Genomic DNA, 15498 nt, shown 5'->3' with positions numbered 1-15498 from the left:
TTTTAGTCTCTTTTTTTATAGTTCTTCGCGATGTACCAAATCCATACTAAAGGCCGGCGTGCAAATGGCGATGTATTCGCATGGTTCCGAAAAAGGATTGGAATACTGCACTCGTGCGTTACGCTCAATTTTTATGGATTGTCCTGCTTCGAGAATTACGGTTTCTCCATCTATAATAAACTGTTTTTTTCCTTTTATTATATAGGTGTACTCATCAAATTCCGGCCTTTGAAAAGGTTCGCTCCAGTTCGGTGGCGCAATCATGTGGGCGATTGAAATTTCTTTGTTGGCGGTTGTAGCCAAACCGTGATGTTCTTCGATTAGTTTACCGTCAGTAGTTGGTACTACGAACGGAGCGTTTTGAATAAAATATTTTTTCATAATAATTGAAGTTTAATCCCAAACGTATTTCCAGTTTCCGTCATCTTGTTTTTTCCAAACCGTATGGAAAACACCCTTGAAGGTTTTTGAGTTGCCTGTAGAGTCTTTTACCGTCCAGGCATATTTTCCATAGGTATAAGCCAAATCACCTGATACGGAAACATCGGCAAAATCTGCTTTCCAAGTTACGGATGCTTTTTTGAATTTCGGGTTGGAATAGTATTTTTTGATGTTTTCTTTTCCGGTAATCAAAGTGTCCTGCTCTCTTTTTATCGTTGCATTTTCATCTGCGAACTGATAAAAGCCTTCTGCGATGCCTTTTTTGGCTACGGTTGTTTCAAAATCTTTTTCGGCCTTGAAGATTTCTGCTTTGTAATCTTCGGTGTTTTTGGTTTCAACTTTTGTGGTACAGCTTATCCATAAAGACGATGCGATCAGTACTGTCAATGCAAATTTCTTTTTCATAATACTTATTTTTTGAAGATGAAATACACAGCTAAAACCAAAAAGCAAAAACCTACGGCATGATTCCAGCGAAAGGTTTCGTTTTTGAAAAACAACATCGAAAAAATCACGAAAATTATAAGTGTGATTACTTCCTGAATTACTTTTAGTTGCATCAAAGAAAATGGTCCTCCGTTGCCTTGAAATCCAATCTTGTTGGCCGGAACCTGAAAGCAATATTCAAATAAAGCTAAGCCCCAGCTGATTAATATTATCGTAATTAAGCCCGCGTTTTCAAACCACTTCAGTTCTTTGAATTTTAAATGTCCGTACCAGGCTAAAGTCATAAAAACGTTGGAAAGGACTAATAAACCAATGGTGAAAAAAGCCCGCATTATTTTTTAAACATTTTAGTAAGGATGCCAAAAACACCTCTGATAAATGATGCGCTGGTAACCACTTTTGTTACCGATTTACCAATCACTTCTGCGGTACTCGGTTCTGATTTTTTTCTTTTTTCTTCAGCTTGTGTTTCTTCTTGCTCCTGAGCTTGAGCTGTCGCTTGCTCAATTTTTTTGTTCAGGATTTCATAGGCACTTTCGCTGTCAATTTCCTGATTGTATTTTTTAACTAATTTGGAATTATTGTTGATGGACGCGATTTCTGCCTCTGTTAAAATATCCATTCGACTCATCGGCGCGCGCATCATACAGGCTGCAAGAGGTGTTGGGATTCCTTTTTCATTTAAGGCAGTAACAAAAGCTTCACCAATTCCTAATTGAGTAATCACATCTTCTGTTTTGTAGAAATCGGAAAGCGGGTAGTTTTCGGCAGTCATTTTGATGGCTTTTCGATCGTTGGCCGTAAAAGCGCGTAAAGCATGCTGGATTTTCAAACCTAACTGTGCTAAAACTCCGGAAGGAACATCGGTTGGGTTTTGGGTGATAAAATATACTCCGATTCCTTTAGAGCGGATCAGTTTTACAATGGTTTCAATTTGATCCAATAAGGTTTTGCTGGCCTGATCGAAAATTAGGTGCGCTTCGTCAATAAATACTACTAATTCAGGTCTTCCGCTATCGCCAATTTCAGGCATTTTTTGATAGATTTCTGCCAGTAAACTCAACATAAAAGTGGAAAATAACTTGGGTTTGTCCTGAATGTCCGTCAGGCGGATGATGTTTACGTAGCCGTTTCCGTTTTCATCAATGCGCATCAAGTCGTCGATATCAAAAGAAAGTTCTCCAAAAAAGACATCAGCACCTTGTTGTTCCAATTCGATCACTTTTCTTAGAATGGAACCGGTGGAAGAGGTGGAAATTCTTCCGTAGTTCTGTTCAAATTCATCTTTGCCTTCTTCGGTGGCGTATTGAAGTACTTTTTTGAAATCCTTTAAATCCAAAAGCGGAATTTTATTGTCGTCACAGTATTTGAAAATTACGGCAACTACTCCGCCTTGGGTGTCGTTTAAGTCTAATATACGGGAAAATAATACCGGGCCAAATTCGGAAACCGTTGCTCTTAGACGCACTCCGTTCTGCTCAGACAAAGTCATTAACTCTACTGGAAAAGCTTTGGCTTGATAAGGGATTCCAATTTTTGCATGACGTTCTGTGATAAACGGTTTTTCTTCGCCTTGTGCGGCAATTCCGGAAAAGTCTCCTTTAATGTCCATCATCAGAACCGGAATTCCGTTTTGCGACAACTGTTCCGATAAAACCTGTATTGTTTTGGTTTTTCCTGTTCCGGTAGCTCCGGCAATTAAACCATGTCTGTTAATTGTTTTTAGAGGAATTTTTATTTGTGTATCGGCTATTGCTTCACCATTTAAAATGGCGGCGCCCAAAATGATATGTTCTCCGCTGCAGCTGTACCCGGCATTGATTTGTTCTGAAAAATTTGAATTTGACATATAAGGAGGTATTTTCTTGTAAGATTGTTTTTATTTACAAATATAATAGTATTAACTTTACATGAAATTGGGTGTTTTTAAATAATTATGAAAATAACAAATGACACCTAGAATAAAATTAACAATTAAGCGTTATAAAATTAAAGTTATGTTAATATATGGGAAAAGATTTAAAACAAAACATGTTTTCTAGGTTAAATTATTTATAAAGAACCTGTAAAAAAAGTTTAATTTGTTTTTTTATTTCCTCTAAAAACATAAATTTGCGACTCTTATGCATTGAAAATGTGTGTAAGAAATTAAGTTAAATAAATCGAAAAACTAAAATTTTTTAAAAATGACAAACGTATCTAACGAAACTGTTGAGAATGGAGCTAGCTCTAAAAGTTCAAACTTTTTTGCAGGTTTAACAATTGTAATCTGTTTAGTTATCGGATTTCTAGTATGGAAATTCGTAATGGGTCACCCTTCAAACTTTGAAAACAACGATCCAGAAGGTCACCCACTACCAGGAAACTATTTAGGGATGGTTTACAAAGGAGGATTTATCGTACCAGCGTTGATGGGATTATTTTTAATGGCGGTAGTTTTCTCTTTCGAGAGATTCTTCGTTATTTCTAAAGCTGCCGGTAAAGGTAATGTTGAGGCTTTCGTTAAAAACGTTCAGGTTTTAATCGGACAAGGTAAAATTGATGAGGCAATGAATGAGTGTGATACTCAACAAGGTTCAGTTGCTAATGTAGTGAAAGCTGGTTTAATTAAATACCAGGAAGTAAGAAAAGAAGGTTTTGACAGTGAGAAAGCTACAGAATCTATCCAGAAAGAAATCGATGAGGCTACTTCATTAGAAATGCCAATGTTAGAGAAAAACATGACAATCATCGCTACTTTAGTATCTATTGGTACGTTAATGGGATTATTAGGAACGGTATCAGGTATGATTAAAGCGTTCTCTGGATTAGCTGCTGCGGGTGCTCCTGACCAGGCTGCTCTAGCAACAGGTATCTCTGAGGCACTTATTAATACAGCTACTGGTATCGGTACATCTACATTATCGATCATCATGTACAACGTGTTTACATCTAAAATTGATAAATTAACTTATTCTATCGACGAGGCTGGTTTCGCTATTACTCAGGCTTACAGAAGAATGAAAGCTCGTGGATAATTTTCTGCAGCAATTAAAAGTTATTTATTAATAGATATTGATGAATCAACGGTATTTTCTAATTCTGAAATGTATCATCAATTATAAAACAAAAGAAAATGGCAAAAGTTCAAATGTCAAAGAAAAGCACGAAGATTGACATGACGGCTATGTGTGACGTAGCGTTCCTGTTGTTGTCGTTCTTCGTAATGACATCTACGGCTAAAGTTCCGGAGGCTCTTCCTGTTGACACGCCAGCTTCTACAGTTCAAACGAAATTGCCGGATACCGATTTGGCAACGATTACCGTAGGAGATAAAAAGGTGTTTTTTGGAATGACAGGGCAAGATCTTCGAAGAGATGCTTTGGGTAAAATTGCTGAGAAATACAAAATTACATTTACCGAAGATGAAACTAAGCGTTTCTCTTTGATCGATGGATTTGGTGTTCCGGTAGGAAATCTTAAACAGTTGATTGCTTTAAAAGGAGACGATAGAAACAAGCCTGGTGTACAACAAGGTATTCCATACGATTCTTTGGATAATCAGTTAAGAGAATGGATTTTGGCAGCGCGTTTTGCAGCTAAAGACGTTCACGGAGCTGAATTGAAAGTGGCAATCAAAGGAGATGCAAAAGAAGAGTATCCAACCGTTAAAAAGGTAATTGATATCCTTCAGCAACAAAAGGTAAACAAGTTCTTCTTGGTTACTGGTTTAAGAAGTGAAGATTTTTAATTAAAAAAAGTACTGTAAAATGGCAGAATTAAATACCGGCGGTGGCGGCGGTGGCAAGAAGGGCCATGTAAGAAGTAAAAAACAAAATGCAGGTGTCGATTTGACCGCGATGGTGGATTTGGCATTCCTTTTGATTACTTTCTTCATGCTTACTACGTCATTGTCAAAGCCTCAATCCATGAATTTGGCCATGCCGGATAAAGATCAAGAGAAAAAAGACGAGCCAGTTTTAGACGTTGCTGACGACCGTACCATGACTTTGCTTTTGGGAGAGAAAAACCAAATTGTATGGTATTATGGTTTACCAGACAAACCTATTCAAGGGCCAACAAAAGTTGGGTATGGTAAAAACGGTGTTAGAAAAGAACTGTTGGATAAAGAAAAAACAGTTTTGTCTAAATATGGTGATCCTAAAAAAGGATTAATCGTTTTGATCAAAGCAAGTAAAAAATCTACTTATAGAAACTTAGTAGATATTTTGGATGAGATGGCTATCGCTAAAGTACCTACTTATGCGATTGTTGATATTACACCAGAAGAAAACGCAATGTTGGATAAAGAAGGATTGTTAACCAAATAATTCTTTTTAACCATTAAAATTATAATTATGTCAAAGTTAAACATATTTAAAACCGAGTGGATTGATATGGTCTTTGAAGGCCGTAACAAGGCTTATGGTGCATACCAATTGCGTTCAGAGAATCCTAAAACCACAACAAGATCTCTTTTAATCGGAGCTTTCTTGTTTGCTGCAGCAATTGCGGCTCCTGTGGTAAAAAACATTATTAACGAGAATCTTGCTAATAATGAAAAGGAAAACATGGACAAAGTAATTGAAACTGCATTGTTGCCACCTCCACCAAAAGAAGATTTACCACCACCTCCACCACCTGAACCACCAAAATCGGTAAACGATCAGGTGAAATTCCCACCACCAAAAGTGGTTAAGAAAGAGTTGGTTCGTGATGAAGATCCACCAACGGTGGAAGATTTGAAAGAAGCAGATCCGGGTCAAAAAAACCAAAAAGGAGATAAAGATGCGGGAGACATCGTAATCGATCAGCCTGTTGGAGATGGAGATAAAGGGAATCAGGTTGTTGAAGACGACAACAAGGTATATGTAGCTGTAGAAGTTACCGCTGAACCACCTGGTGGAATGGCTGGATTTTACAAAAAATTCAGTAGCTCTTTCAATGCACCGGAAGTAGACGAAGGTGTTTCTCAAATTCGTGTGATGTTGGGATTCGTTGTTGAAAAAGATGGAGGCTTTACGGAAGTAAAAGTCTTGAGAGACGGTGGATATCCTGCAGCAGGAAAAGAAGCTATCCGAGTTTTGAAAAGTATGCCTAAATGGAAACCGGCTATTCAAAATGGTCGTCCTGTTAGGTCACAATTTACCTTACCGATTACTATTCAGGTAGCAAACTAATATGAAATTATTTCAGAATTTTAAGCAGAAATCGCCACAACAGCGATTTCTGTTTGTTTTAGGACTTGTCTTTTTAGGATTGTATCTGTTTTTAGGTGTAACTTTGTTTGTATGGAAAAGCATGCCGGTTGAAATTCCTTATACCAGGAGAATCATATTAGGGGTTTTGCTAATTGTTTATGCGGCTTTTCGCTTTTACAGGCTTTTGGAATCAGAAACAGAAGAATAAAGTGGCTTAAAGCTATTTAGATGCGCTTATGAGAAAAATATTTTATGTCCTTTTTTTAGTTATAGCTTTGACAAGCATCGCAGTTGTAGGTTGTAAAGACAAAGAGACCACAGCGGCTAAACTAAATGAAACTGCAGTTACCGGAAGTACAACTGTTTTGGTTGACGAAACCGTTTTTCCAATTGTTGAAGACCTGGCGATTCTTTTTGAGAACGAATACAAAAGGGTTAAATTGAAGCTGGTAAGTAAACCGGAAAATGAGATTTTGAAAATTATTCATGAAAACAAAGGGCAAATTGCCATTATGTCCCGTTCTTTGGATTCTTCGGAAATTAGTTATTTTAACAACACAAAAAAAGTATATCCGCGTATTACGGAATTTGCGGTTGATGCAATTACGTTTATCGGAAACAAAAAAGCTCAGGATAGCACCCTGACCCTTAACGAGGTCATTTCAATAATGAAAGGCGAAAAAACGAAGGGTAATAAATCACTGGTTTTCGATAATCCGAATTCCAGTACGGTAAGAGAATTAAAAAAGCTTGCCGGAGTTGATACTTTACCGCAAGAGAATGTTTTTTCGGTGAATTCCAATAAAGAAGTAATAAAATACGTTACAGAACATGAGGGTGCTGTTGGGGTTTTAGGAGTTAACTGGATTTTTCAGCCGACCGAAGATTTACAGCCTTATCTTGATAAAATTCAGGTTTTAGGCGTTGAAAATGTTAAAGTTAAGGAAAAAAATAGATTTATTAAACCGAATCAAACTAATATTGCAGATGGGAGTTATCCGGTGACTCGAAAATTATATTTGTTAAATTTCCAGGGATCTACCGGTTTAGGCATGGGATTTGCATCGTATATAGCAGGACAGCAAGGACAGCGAATTATACTGAAGTCCGGCCTGATTCCTTCTCGTTTTCCAACCAGAAAAATTGAGTTGAGAAGCGAAATTGAAAAAAATAAATAATTGTATTAAAAAGTTTTAGAAATGAAAAGTTCAAAGATTTTAAGTTTATTACTACTTGGATTGTCCTCTTCGGTTTTTGCTCAGGATTTAGAGCAGGCTAAAAAGGCTATTGATGCGGAACAGTATGATAAAGCTAAAAAAATATTAAAAGCGTTAGTGAAAACAAATCCGGATAATGGGAAAAACTTTTTCTATTTAGGAGATGTTTATTTAAGAGAATCCGAGACAGACTCTGCAATGATCTTCTTCAATAAAGGTATTGCCAGTAAAGACAGAGGTACGCTTAACCTTATCGGTTTAGGACAAATCGATTTGGACAACAAAAAAGTGGCTGCTGCTCAGGATAATTTCAATAAAGCCACTGCAAACATCAAGAAAAAAGATGTAGACGAGTTGTTGTTAATTGCCAGAGCCTATGTGAATTCGGAAAACCCGGATTACAAAAAAGGGGTTGAAGCTGCCAAAAAGGTACTTTTGATTGACGATAAAAATGCTCAGGCTTATTATGTGTTAGGTAATGCTTATTTTGGAGACAAAAACACCAACGAAGCATTCAGTGCGTATAGAAATGCCTATGATTTAGACAATTCATTATTGGCTGCTAAAATGAAATTGGCTGCAATTACTAAAAATGCAAAAGCTTTTGGTGAAGCGGTTAGCTCATTTGAAGAAATCGTAAAGATCAATCCTAGTTACGGACCGGTTTATCGTGAACTTGCTGAAACCTATTCGTTTTGGGCACAAAGTGAGCCGGCAAAATACAACGAGTACATCGCAAAAGCTTTAGGGTATTATGAAAAATACATGAGCCTTACCGATTATTCAGTAGATTCTCGTATGCGTCATGCAGACTTCTTGATCTTGGCTAAAGATTATAAAGCGCTTGAGAAAGAAGCCAACGAAATGAAAAAATTAAATAATGTAAATCCTCGTATTTACCGTTATTTAGGATATGCCGCTTACGAAAACGGAAATTTTGCAGAGAGTTCAAAAGCGTTAACGGAGTTTTTCTCTAAAGTTGAGCCAAAAAGAATTATCGCAAGAGATTACCTTTATTTAGGACTTACCAAAATGGCTGAGGCTAAAAAAGCAGACGGAACTTACGATGATAAAATCTTTAGCGAAGGAGTTGCAGAAATGCACAAAGCCGTAGATAAAGATCCGGTAATCGCAAATGAATTGAATCCTCTTGGACAGAAAATGTTTAAAGAGAAATTGTATAAAAATGCTGCGAAATTGTTCGAGGTAGCCATCAAAAACCCGAAATCGAAAAACTATCTGTATGATAATTTCTATTTAGGTTATGCATTGTATTTTGATTACGATGAGAAAACTTCACCGAAAGATCAATTGACTAAAGCGGATGCTGCTTTTTCAAAAGTAATTGAAGTATCGCCAACAACTCAGGATGCGTATTTTTACAAAGCGCGTGTAAACGATGCTATGGATACTCCGGAATCTAAAAAAGTGGCGTTGGCTTCTTACGAGGAATACGTAAAAATCGTGAACACTAAAGGTGATGCGGAAAAAGCAAAACCAGCTACTAAAAAGAACTTGATCGAGGCGTATACTTTTGTAGGTGCACATTACGCTAACAGTTCTGAAAAGGCAAAAGCAATTGAAAACCTTGAAAAATTAATTGCTTTAGATCCTGCAAATGCTTACGCTGCAAAAACTTTGAAAGCATTAAAAGCTTAATTTTAAGCGTCATTATACTAAAAACCGATAGCGCAAGTTGTCGGTTTTTGTTTTTTTGGAGCGAATCTCCGGGGATTTTTGCAAAGGTAATTCCTGCTGTCCGCTCTACAAGGTGCCGCTCCCATCAGGGCTAAAGGGGAAACTAAGGGAATTCTCGGGAATCATTTTGAAAATAACTATCTTTGCAGACTATTTTGGATTAAAATGTTAAAGAAAGAAATACAAATTGCAGTTGAAAAAGGCGAAATGTTGCCTTTAATGGAGGAGTTTTATACCATACAAGGAGAAGGCTATCATACCGGAACCGCGGCCTATTTCATCCGAATTGGAGGATGTGATGTAGGTTGCCACTGGTGTGATGTGAAAGAAAGCTGGAATGCGGAATTGCATCCGCCAACAGCCACAGATGTGATTGTAGCCAATGCTAAAAAATATGCAGAGACGGTTGTGGTAACCGGTGGAGAACCCTTAACTTGGGACATGACTACTTTAACCAATAAGCTCAAAGCACAGCAACTTCGTGTGCATATTGAAACCTCGGGGGCTTATCCGGTAACGGGCAGTTGGGATTGGTTTTGCCTTTCTCCCAAGAAAACCAAATTACCGGTTGAAGAAGCTTACCAATCGGCGCATGAGTTAAAAGTTATCATTCACAACAAACACGATTTTATTTTTGCCGAAGAACAGGCAGCTAAAGTAAACGATAAAGCCATTCTTTTTCTGCAGCCGGAATGGAGTAAAAAAGAAGAAATGACCCCGTTAATTGTGGATTATGTTATGAATAATCCGAAATGGCGCGTATCTTTACAAACGCATAAATACCTGAATATCCCTTAAAATGTTTAAAAAATCTGCTCTTGTTGTTTTCTTATTGTTGTTGTGTAACTCTGTTTTTTCTCAAATTGGAGGCGAAGATGAAGTTTATTTAGACGGCGATAAAGTTGAAGCTAAGTTTCAAGGTGGAGACTTGAATAAATTTGCAGATTTTGTTTTTACAAATCTCGATAAGACCAAAATTGAAAAAGAAGGACAATTAATCTGCGCTTTTTCGATCAACGAACTTGGAGAACTTAAAAACATTAGGATTGTAAAAGATTTAGGGGGTGATTCTGCATTGGAAATGATCAGGGTTTTGCGTCTTTCTCCAAAATGGCAACCTGCCACGCGTAACGGAAAACCATTTTCAACGACATATAAGATACCCTTTACCTTCAAAAGGGCACAGCAAAATTTGAATCAGGAAAAACAGCAATCAGTTGTTTCTAATGAAAAAGACAATGAAGGCGCAGATGAGAAAATTTATGTGGCAGTTGAAAAACCGGCAAAGTTTCCAGGAGGTGATTCCGCTTTTAGAGATTATTTCATGAAAAACTTTACAAACCCCACAAAAATCAAAAATGAGTTGCGAATAATGGCTACTTTTATTGTAGATAAAGAGGGAAGTTTGTCCAATGTTGAACTTCTTAGGATTTCGGATAATAGTAGGCTTCTAGTGGATGAAGTTGTTAAGCTCCTTTCCAATGGGCCAAAATGGATTCCGGCAATGCAAAATGGAAAGAAAGTTAAAATGAAATCGACTTTAGCAATCACGTTAATTATTAATTAATATTTATAACAACCAAAACAATGAAAAAACTATTTTTTGTATTCGCACTTGTTCTTGTGGCGAATTTAGGATCAGCACAAACAAAAGAAGCTTTTAAATCTGATGTTTTAAAAGTTTTAAAAGTTACCGCAAGCTCACAAATGAACATGGCAAAAACACAAATTTTAAAAATGATTCCTGCCGAAAAACAGGCTGCCTTTTTAGTGGAATTTGACGCATCGTTGCCTTCTTACTATGATAAGGTAGCTGAAGTGTACATGCAGGAGTACACCCACGACGACATCAAACAAATGTTGAAATTCTACGACAGTCCAATCGGGAAAAAAATGACTCAAAAAGGAGATGCGTTAACAGAGAAAGTTACAGCAGCTGCTCAAGAATGGGGTGCAGGATTGCAAGGAATTATGATGAAATATATGCAATAATCAATTTGCATTCAAAAAAGCCGAACAATTTGTTCGGCTTTTTTTGTTATAAGTGGGTAAGTTTGGCCAGGTAATCAAAATGTTCGCCTTCCAAAACCAGTTCGCAGTTTAAGCCGTTGGCGTGCGCTGCATTTTGTAAGGTATTGTAATCAATGTACATCCAGTCAAAAGGCTCTTCCTTTTCTCCTTTGTATGCAATATTAAAAATGAGTTCACCGTAATAATCAGTATCGGTAGGAATCCATTTTCCTCCGTCTTCATCTTCATCAAACATATAAATGATGTCGGAACTGTCTAATAAAATCTGACCGTTTTCATTTAAAATACTTTTTAGATGTTGTAAAAAAGCACTGATTTTTTTTAATTTTCCACACATACCGGCTCCGTTCATCATTAGCAGAATGGTGTCGTACTTTTCTTTCTCAAGATCCATTACATTTCGAACTCGAGTATTTTTTACACCCCTTAATTGGCAAGCTTTAATGGCATTGGCTGAAATATCTATGGCGGTAACATCCATTTGTTTGTCGTTTTGAAGGTATAGCGCATGGCTTCCCGCACCACAGCCTACATCCAAAATTTTGCCTTTTGCCAGATCGAGTGCTTTTTGTTCCATCTTGGGCATTTCGTTATAACCGCGAAACAAATAAGCTACACTCATTTCATCAGCTTCTGAAATCGAAGTTTCGGTAATCAGATCCTGCGGATCATTGTTGGTTTGAAAATCTAATATGGCTTTTCCGAAAAGATCTTTCATTATCTGAAATTTAAAGTTTTAATGTTTAAAGTTGTTTAACTTTGCATTTTGAAATCTAATACTAATGTTGAAACCCTCTTTAAACGAAATTCAAAAGCTTGCCAAAGATAAGCATAACGAAAACAAAAAGTATTTCGACAAGCTGAAAAAGAAGACACCAAAGAATCTGGATTATGTAATGCAGGAACTTCATGACGCCGAATTTAAGCGAACCGATTGCCTTAAATGTGCGAACTGCTGCAAAACTACCGGGCCTCTTTTTACTTCTGCCGATATCGAACGGATTTCAAAGCACTTTCGTATGAAGCCGCAACAATTCATTGATCAGTATTTACGAATTGATGAAGACAACGATTATGTTTTGCAAAATGTTCCCTGTACTTTTCTGGATGCAGAGAATTATTGCATGATTTACGATGTGCGCCCTAAAGCGTGTCGGGAATTTCCTCATACCGACCGAAAAAAGTTTCAGCAGATTTCCAATCTCACCTTAAAAAATGTGGCAATTTGCCCTGCGGCTTATAATATAGTGGAGGAAATGAAAAAGAAACTACCTTTATAAAAAGAACTATGGCAAAATTTCAAGCATTACGTCCTATGCTTTGGACACAACAACTTAAAGAAACGATCGATTTTTACGTCAAAATTCTAGGTTTTACTTGCAGAGAATATAATGAGGAATGGGGATGGGCAGCCTTGCATAAGGAAGAAGTGGAACTTATGTTGGCTAGGCCCAATGAACATACTCCGTTTGATAAGCCTGCTTTTACGGGCTCCTTTTATATTAACGTAGACAATGTGGAAGAAGTTTGGGAGCAATTGAAAGACAAAGCACCAGTTTGTTATGAAATTGAAACTTTTGAGTGGGGTATGCGCGAATTTGCGATTTATGATAATAATGGCTACTTACTCCAATTTGGTCAGGATATAGAAGAATAAAAAAGAGCTCAATTTGAGCTCTTTTTTTATTAATATATAAGGTAAGGTTTTCGTGTTTTTTTGAAGTTCAAAATTCCTTGTTCCCAGCTTTTTCGAATCTCATTTTCTGAAACTCCGCTTTCAATTTGGTGTTGCAGTTTTTTGGTTCCGGCAAGTTTGGTGAAAAAATCATTAAAGAACTTTGTTTTGTCTGCAGTTGTCTGATAGGCTTTGATCAGCCATTTTAATTCCAAACGTTTTACTTTTTCTGCTTTGGATAAATCTTCTCCAAAACATAGTTTTCCGTTATAAGTTGGGTCTTTGGCTCCAAGATTAGGCCCGGGAGTGAAGCTGAAATCACTTTTGGGTAAAAATGGCGAGCCATAAATCTGAAATTGTTTTTCGGTTCCACGTCCCATACTTACATTGGTGCCTTCGAACAAACACAAGCTTGCATATAAATTGATCGCTTGGTCATTCGGAAGATTTGGTGACGGTTTAACCGGTAAGCTGTACGGCATTTCCCTTTTGTAATTCAAACACGGAATCACGGTTAAGTCACATTGTGTTCCATTTTTCAACCATTTTTCCCCATTAATCATTTTTGCATATTCGCCAATAGTCATTCCATGTAACACCGGAATTTGGTGCATTCCCACAAAACTGGTAAATTCTTTCTCGAGAATGGGCCCATCTACAATGCCTCCATTCGGATTTGGTCGGTCTAATACTATTAGTGGGATATTATTTTCCGCACAGGCTTCCATTACATAATGCAGCGAAGAAATGTAGGTGTAAAAGCGCGCACCTACATCTTGTAAATCGAAAACCATTACGTCAATTCCGGTCAGTTGTTCCGGTTTTGGTTTTTTATTGTTGCCGTAAAGCGAAATAATTGGTAAACCGGTTTTTGTGTCTTTTCCGTCTTTGATGAGTTCGCCGGCATCGGCAGTTCCTCTGAAGCCGTGTTCAGGAGCATAAATCTTTGAAACATTGATTTTCTTCTCCAGTAAAAAATCGACCAAATGAATTTTGTTGGTTAGAATTCCCGTTTGGTTGGTTACGATGCCTGCTTTTTTATTTTTCAGTAAAGGAAGATACGCTTCGAAATTATCCGCTCCGGTTTTTATCTCAAGAGCAGTTTTTTCTTCTGAAGTTGCTGTTGGCTCTTTTTGCTTTGGCTCTGCTTGTCGTGTCTTAATTGAATTTCCACACGAAACAATCGCCAAAACCAAGAATAAAACTGTATTTTTGAACATCGAATTTGAAATCATAACCTTTTGAAATTAGAATATTTTATAGCCAAACGACTTACGGGATCTAAAAACCATAAAAGTAGTATATCTGCACCAATAATAAAAATTGCAATTGTTGCCATTGCAGTTGGTAGTATCATGATGATTGCTTCGGTGGCGACCGGTATTGGATTGCAGCAAAAAATACGCCAAAAGGTTTCGGCTTTTAACGGGCACATCATTATTTCAAATTACGACGACAATCAATCCGAGGTAAGTGTTGATCCAATTTCCATTAACCAAGATTTTTATCCAAAATTTAAAAGTGTTGAAGGAATCAGTCATGTTCAGGCTGTTGCCAGTAAAGCGGGAATCATCCGAACGGAATCAGCCTTTGAAGGGGTCGTTTTTAAAGGAGTGGGTAAAGATTATCAATGGTCGAACATCGAAGAGTTTCTTGTGCAGGGAAGATTGCCAGATTTGAGATCCAATTTAAATCCTGAAGTGATCATCTCTCAGTATTTGGCTAATCGTCTTGAGTTGAAAGTCGGTGATAAATTCAATACTTATTTTATGAAGGAAGAAGGTAAACTGCCAAACCTTCGCAATTTCAAAATCGTCGGGATCTACAATTCCGGTCTGCAGGAATTTGACGCTACCTATATATTAGGAGATATTCGTCATTTGCAGCGCATCAATAAATGGCAACCCGATCAGGTAGGTTCGTTTGAAGTGTTCATTGATGATTTTTCAAAAATCGAAGAAAAAGGAGAGGAAGTGTACCAGGAAATTCCGCCTACCTATAATAGTATAACGATTCAGGAGAAGTACTTCAATATTTTTGAATGGTTAAAATTGTTTGATTTTAATATTCTGGTCATCCTTATTATTATGGTGGTGGTTGCGACTATTAATATGGTGGTGGCGTTGTTGGTACTCATTTTGGAGCGTACTCAAATGATCGGGATTTTAAAAGCAATCGGAGCCAATAACTGGAGTATTCGAAAAATATTTTTGTACAATGCAGCTTATTTAATTTTCCGCGGACTCTTTTGGGGGAATCTAATTGGAATCGGATTGTTGCTTGTTCAGAAATATTTTGGGATCGTGAAGCTGAATCCGGAAAATTATTATGTAAGTGTGGCCCCTGTGGTTATTAATCCGCTCCATGTTTTGGCTTTGAATGCCGGGACTATACTTATATGTTTGTTGGTTTTATTGATTCCTTCGTATATCATTACCAAAATTTCTCCGGTCAAAGCTATCCGATTTGATTAATTGGAGCGAGACTTCGGGTTTATTCGGATGCGCAATTCCCGCTTTTCGTTACAATTCCTTCGCTATGCTACGGGATTTCCACTGCAATCGGGGCTAGGGGATGGGCTTTTGTGGTTTTTCGGGATACTTTTAAAAATCTTTATACATATATATAGTATAGTGAAAACTACTTTCTACCTATATATAGTATAGAGAAAACGGGTAAAGTGCCAATTCAACGCACAGCTTCAAAAAATAATAAAAAAAACTTTTGAAGGTTAGGAAATGGTTATCAGAGAGTTATGAAAAATCGCCCAAAAAAGATCAAAAAAAGGTGTATAAAAGTTTGGAACAAA

General features: G+C 37.2%; 19 protein-coding genes. 13 read left to right on the top strand and 6 right to left on the bottom strand.

Translation table 11 applies throughout. The features are described 5' to 3' along the window. Positions 1-15: 15 nt before the first annotated feature. The 4 genes from LZZ90_RS00095 to LZZ90_RS00080 are packed head-to-tail and all read right to left on the bottom strand — an operon-like array spanning position 16 to position 2737. On the bottom strand, positions 16-381 hold the full coding sequence (locus LZZ90_RS00095) for a cupin domain-containing protein (RefSeq protein WP_237788649.1): 366 nt from the start codon (positions 379-381) through the stop codon (positions 16-18). 12 nt (positions 382-393) lie between these two features. Then, a complete protein-coding gene (locus LZZ90_RS00090; protein ID WP_237788648.1) occupies positions 394-846 on the bottom strand; it encodes a DUF4440 domain-containing protein in 453 nt (150 codons plus the stop codon). A gap of 5 nt (positions 847-851) precedes the next feature. Further along, positions 852-1220: a DMT family protein gene (locus tag LZZ90_RS00085; RefSeq protein WP_237788647.1), complete on the bottom strand. Its 369-nt coding sequence runs from the start codon at positions 1218-1220 to the stop codon at positions 852-854. Then, positions 1220-2737, bottom strand: coding sequence for a helicase HerA-like domain-containing protein (locus LZZ90_RS00080; RefSeq protein ID WP_237788646.1), 1518 nt, complete (start codon positions 2735-2737; stop codon positions 1220-1222). Before LZZ90_RS00080 ends, LZZ90_RS00085 begins: the two co-directional genes overlap by 1 nt. 337 nt (positions 2738-3074) lie before the next feature. Between LZZ90_RS00080 and LZZ90_RS00075 the strand changes: the two genes are divergently transcribed. From LZZ90_RS00075 to LZZ90_RS00030, 10 genes are all read left to right on the top strand, one after another. Further along, a complete protein-coding gene (locus LZZ90_RS00075) occupies positions 3075-3905 on the top strand; it encodes a MotA/TolQ/ExbB proton channel family protein (RefSeq protein WP_237788645.1) in 831 nt (276 codons plus the stop codon). 98 nt (positions 3906-4003) lie between these two features. After that, the gene (locus tag LZZ90_RS00070) at positions 4004-4618 is read left to right on the top strand and encodes a biopolymer transporter ExbD (protein WP_237788644.1); all 615 of its coding nucleotides are present in this window, start codon (positions 4004-4006) and stop codon (positions 4616-4618) included. A gap of 19 nt (positions 4619-4637) precedes the next feature. Continuing rightward, positions 4638-5198: a biopolymer transporter ExbD gene (locus tag LZZ90_RS00065; RefSeq protein ID WP_237788643.1), complete on the top strand. Its 561-nt coding sequence runs from the start codon at positions 4638-4640 to the stop codon at positions 5196-5198. Positions 5199-5225: 27 nt separating this feature from the next. Then, complete coding sequence (locus LZZ90_RS00060) at positions 5226-6047, top strand: energy transducer TonB (protein ID WP_237788642.1); 822 nt, start codon at positions 5226-5228, stop codon at positions 6045-6047. 1 nt (position 6048) lies between these two features. Then, the gene (locus tag LZZ90_RS00055) at positions 6049-6276 is read left to right on the top strand and encodes a hypothetical protein (RefSeq protein WP_237788641.1); all 228 of its coding nucleotides are present in this window, start codon (positions 6049-6051) and stop codon (positions 6274-6276) included. A 28-nt stretch (positions 6277-6304) separates the two neighbouring features. Further along, a complete protein-coding gene (locus LZZ90_RS00050; RefSeq protein WP_237788640.1) occupies positions 6305-7246 on the top strand; it encodes a PstS family phosphate ABC transporter substrate-binding protein in 942 nt (313 codons plus the stop codon). Positions 7247-7267: 21 nt separating this feature from the next. Then, complete coding sequence (locus LZZ90_RS00045; RefSeq protein ID WP_237788639.1) at positions 7268-8944, top strand: tetratricopeptide repeat protein; 1677 nt, start codon at positions 7268-7270, stop codon at positions 8942-8944. Positions 8945-9148: 204 nt separating this feature from the next. Continuing rightward, positions 9149-9781, top strand: coding sequence for a 7-carboxy-7-deazaguanine synthase QueE (locus LZZ90_RS00040; RefSeq protein WP_237788638.1), 633 nt, complete (start codon positions 9149-9151; stop codon positions 9779-9781). 1 nt (position 9782) lies between these two features. Further along, positions 9783-10550: an energy transducer TonB gene (locus tag LZZ90_RS00035; RefSeq protein ID WP_237788637.1), complete on the top strand. Its 768-nt coding sequence runs from the start codon at positions 9783-9785 to the stop codon at positions 10548-10550. Between the two features lie 20 nt (positions 10551-10570). After that, on the top strand, positions 10571-10975 hold the full coding sequence (locus LZZ90_RS00030) for a DUF2059 domain-containing protein (protein WP_237788636.1): 405 nt from the start codon (positions 10571-10573) through the stop codon (positions 10973-10975). A gap of 46 nt (positions 10976-11021) precedes the next feature. Here the strand turns inward: LZZ90_RS00030 and LZZ90_RS00025 are convergent, their stop codons facing one another. Next, the gene (locus LZZ90_RS00025) at positions 11022-11732 is read right to left on the bottom strand and encodes a bifunctional 2-polyprenyl-6-hydroxyphenol methylase/3-demethylubiquinol 3-O-methyltransferase UbiG (RefSeq protein WP_237788635.1); all 711 of its coding nucleotides are present in this window, start codon (positions 11730-11732) and stop codon (positions 11022-11024) included. A 64-nt stretch (positions 11733-11796) separates the two neighbouring features. Between LZZ90_RS00025 and LZZ90_RS00020 the strand changes: the two genes are divergently transcribed. Both LZZ90_RS00020 and LZZ90_RS00015 read left to right on the top strand, forming a co-directional pair. Continuing rightward, complete coding sequence (locus LZZ90_RS00020; RefSeq protein ID WP_370640580.1) at positions 11797-12294, top strand: YkgJ family cysteine cluster protein; 498 nt, start codon at positions 11797-11799, stop codon at positions 12292-12294. A 35-nt stretch (positions 12295-12329) separates the two neighbouring features. Beyond that, a complete protein-coding gene (locus LZZ90_RS00015; protein ID WP_237788634.1) occupies positions 12330-12671 on the top strand; it encodes a VOC family protein in 342 nt (113 codons plus the stop codon). A 29-nt stretch (positions 12672-12700) separates the two neighbouring features. Here the strand turns inward: LZZ90_RS00015 and LZZ90_RS00010 are convergent, their stop codons facing one another. Further along, positions 12701-13924, bottom strand: a complete 1224-nt coding sequence (locus LZZ90_RS00010) for an exo-beta-N-acetylmuramidase NamZ domain-containing protein (protein ID WP_237788633.1) — start codon at positions 13922-13924, stop codon at positions 12701-12703. A 6-nt stretch (positions 13925-13930) separates the two neighbouring features. Between LZZ90_RS00010 and LZZ90_RS00005 the strand changes: the two genes are divergently transcribed. Further along, positions 13931-15163, top strand: coding sequence for an ABC transporter permease (locus LZZ90_RS00005; RefSeq protein WP_237788632.1), 1233 nt, complete (start codon positions 13931-13933; stop codon positions 15161-15163). Positions 15164-15498: the final 335 nt, after the last annotated feature.

Source organism: Flavobacterium sp. SM15 (assembly GCF_022012335.1).
Classification (GTDB): Bacteria; Bacteroidota; Bacteroidia; order Flavobacteriales; family Flavobacteriaceae; genus Flavobacterium.
The sequence above is the reverse complement of the archived record's forward strand: the minus strand, read 5'-3'. Positions and strand labels throughout refer to the sequence as shown.

What these genes read in the sequence shown, in the direction of transcription:
- LZZ90_RS00095 (WP_237788649.1), bottom strand. Translation starts at nt 381, where the DNA reads ATGAAAAAATATTTTATTCAAAACGCTCCGTTCGTAGTACCAACTACT.
- LZZ90_RS00090 (WP_237788648.1), bottom strand. Translation starts at nt 846, where the DNA reads ATGAAAAAGAAATTTGCATTGACAGTACTGATCGCATCGTCTTTATGG.
- LZZ90_RS00085 (WP_237788647.1), bottom strand. Translation starts at nt 1,220, where the DNA reads ATGCGGGCTTTTTTCACCATTGGTTTATTAGTCCTTTCCAACGTTTTT.
- LZZ90_RS00080 (WP_237788646.1), bottom strand. Translation starts at nt 2,737, where the DNA reads ATGTCAAATTCAAATTTTTCAGAACAAATCAATGCCGGGTACAGCTGC.
- LZZ90_RS00075 (WP_237788645.1), top strand. Translation starts at nt 3,075, where the DNA reads ATGACAAACGTATCTAACGAAACTGTTGAGAATGGAGCTAGCTCTAAA.
- LZZ90_RS00070 (WP_237788644.1), top strand. Translation starts at nt 4,004, where the DNA reads ATGGCAAAAGTTCAAATGTCAAAGAAAAGCACGAAGATTGACATGACG.
- LZZ90_RS00065 (WP_237788643.1), top strand. Translation starts at nt 4,638, where the DNA reads ATGGCAGAATTAAATACCGGCGGTGGCGGCGGTGGCAAGAAGGGCCAT.
- LZZ90_RS00060 (WP_237788642.1), top strand. Translation starts at nt 5,226, where the DNA reads ATGTCAAAGTTAAACATATTTAAAACCGAGTGGATTGATATGGTCTTT.
- LZZ90_RS00055 (WP_237788641.1), top strand. Translation starts at nt 6,049, where the DNA reads ATGAAATTATTTCAGAATTTTAAGCAGAAATCGCCACAACAGCGATTT.
- LZZ90_RS00050 (WP_237788640.1), top strand. Translation starts at nt 6,305, where the DNA reads ATGAGAAAAATATTTTATGTCCTTTTTTTAGTTATAGCTTTGACAAGC.
- LZZ90_RS00045 (WP_237788639.1), top strand. Translation starts at nt 7,268, where the DNA reads ATGAAAAGTTCAAAGATTTTAAGTTTATTACTACTTGGATTGTCCTCT.
- LZZ90_RS00040 (WP_237788638.1), top strand. Translation starts at nt 9,149, where the DNA reads ATGTTAAAGAAAGAAATACAAATTGCAGTTGAAAAAGGCGAAATGTTG.
- LZZ90_RS00035 (WP_237788637.1), top strand. Translation starts at nt 9,783, where the DNA reads ATGTTTAAAAAATCTGCTCTTGTTGTTTTCTTATTGTTGTTGTGTAAC.
- LZZ90_RS00030 (WP_237788636.1), top strand. Translation starts at nt 10,571, where the DNA reads ATGAAAAAACTATTTTTTGTATTCGCACTTGTTCTTGTGGCGAATTTA.
- LZZ90_RS00025 (WP_237788635.1), bottom strand. Translation starts at nt 11,732, where the DNA reads ATGAAAGATCTTTTCGGAAAAGCCATATTAGATTTTCAAACCAACAAT.
- LZZ90_RS00020 (WP_370640580.1), top strand. Translation starts at nt 11,797, where the DNA reads ATGTTGAAACCCTCTTTAAACGAAATTCAAAAGCTTGCCAAAGATAAG.
- LZZ90_RS00015 (WP_237788634.1), top strand. Translation starts at nt 12,330, where the DNA reads ATGCTTTGGACACAACAACTTAAAGAAACGATCGATTTTTACGTCAAA.
- LZZ90_RS00010 (WP_237788633.1), bottom strand. Translation starts at nt 13,924, where the DNA reads ATGATTTCAAATTCGATGTTCAAAAATACAGTTTTATTCTTGGTTTTG.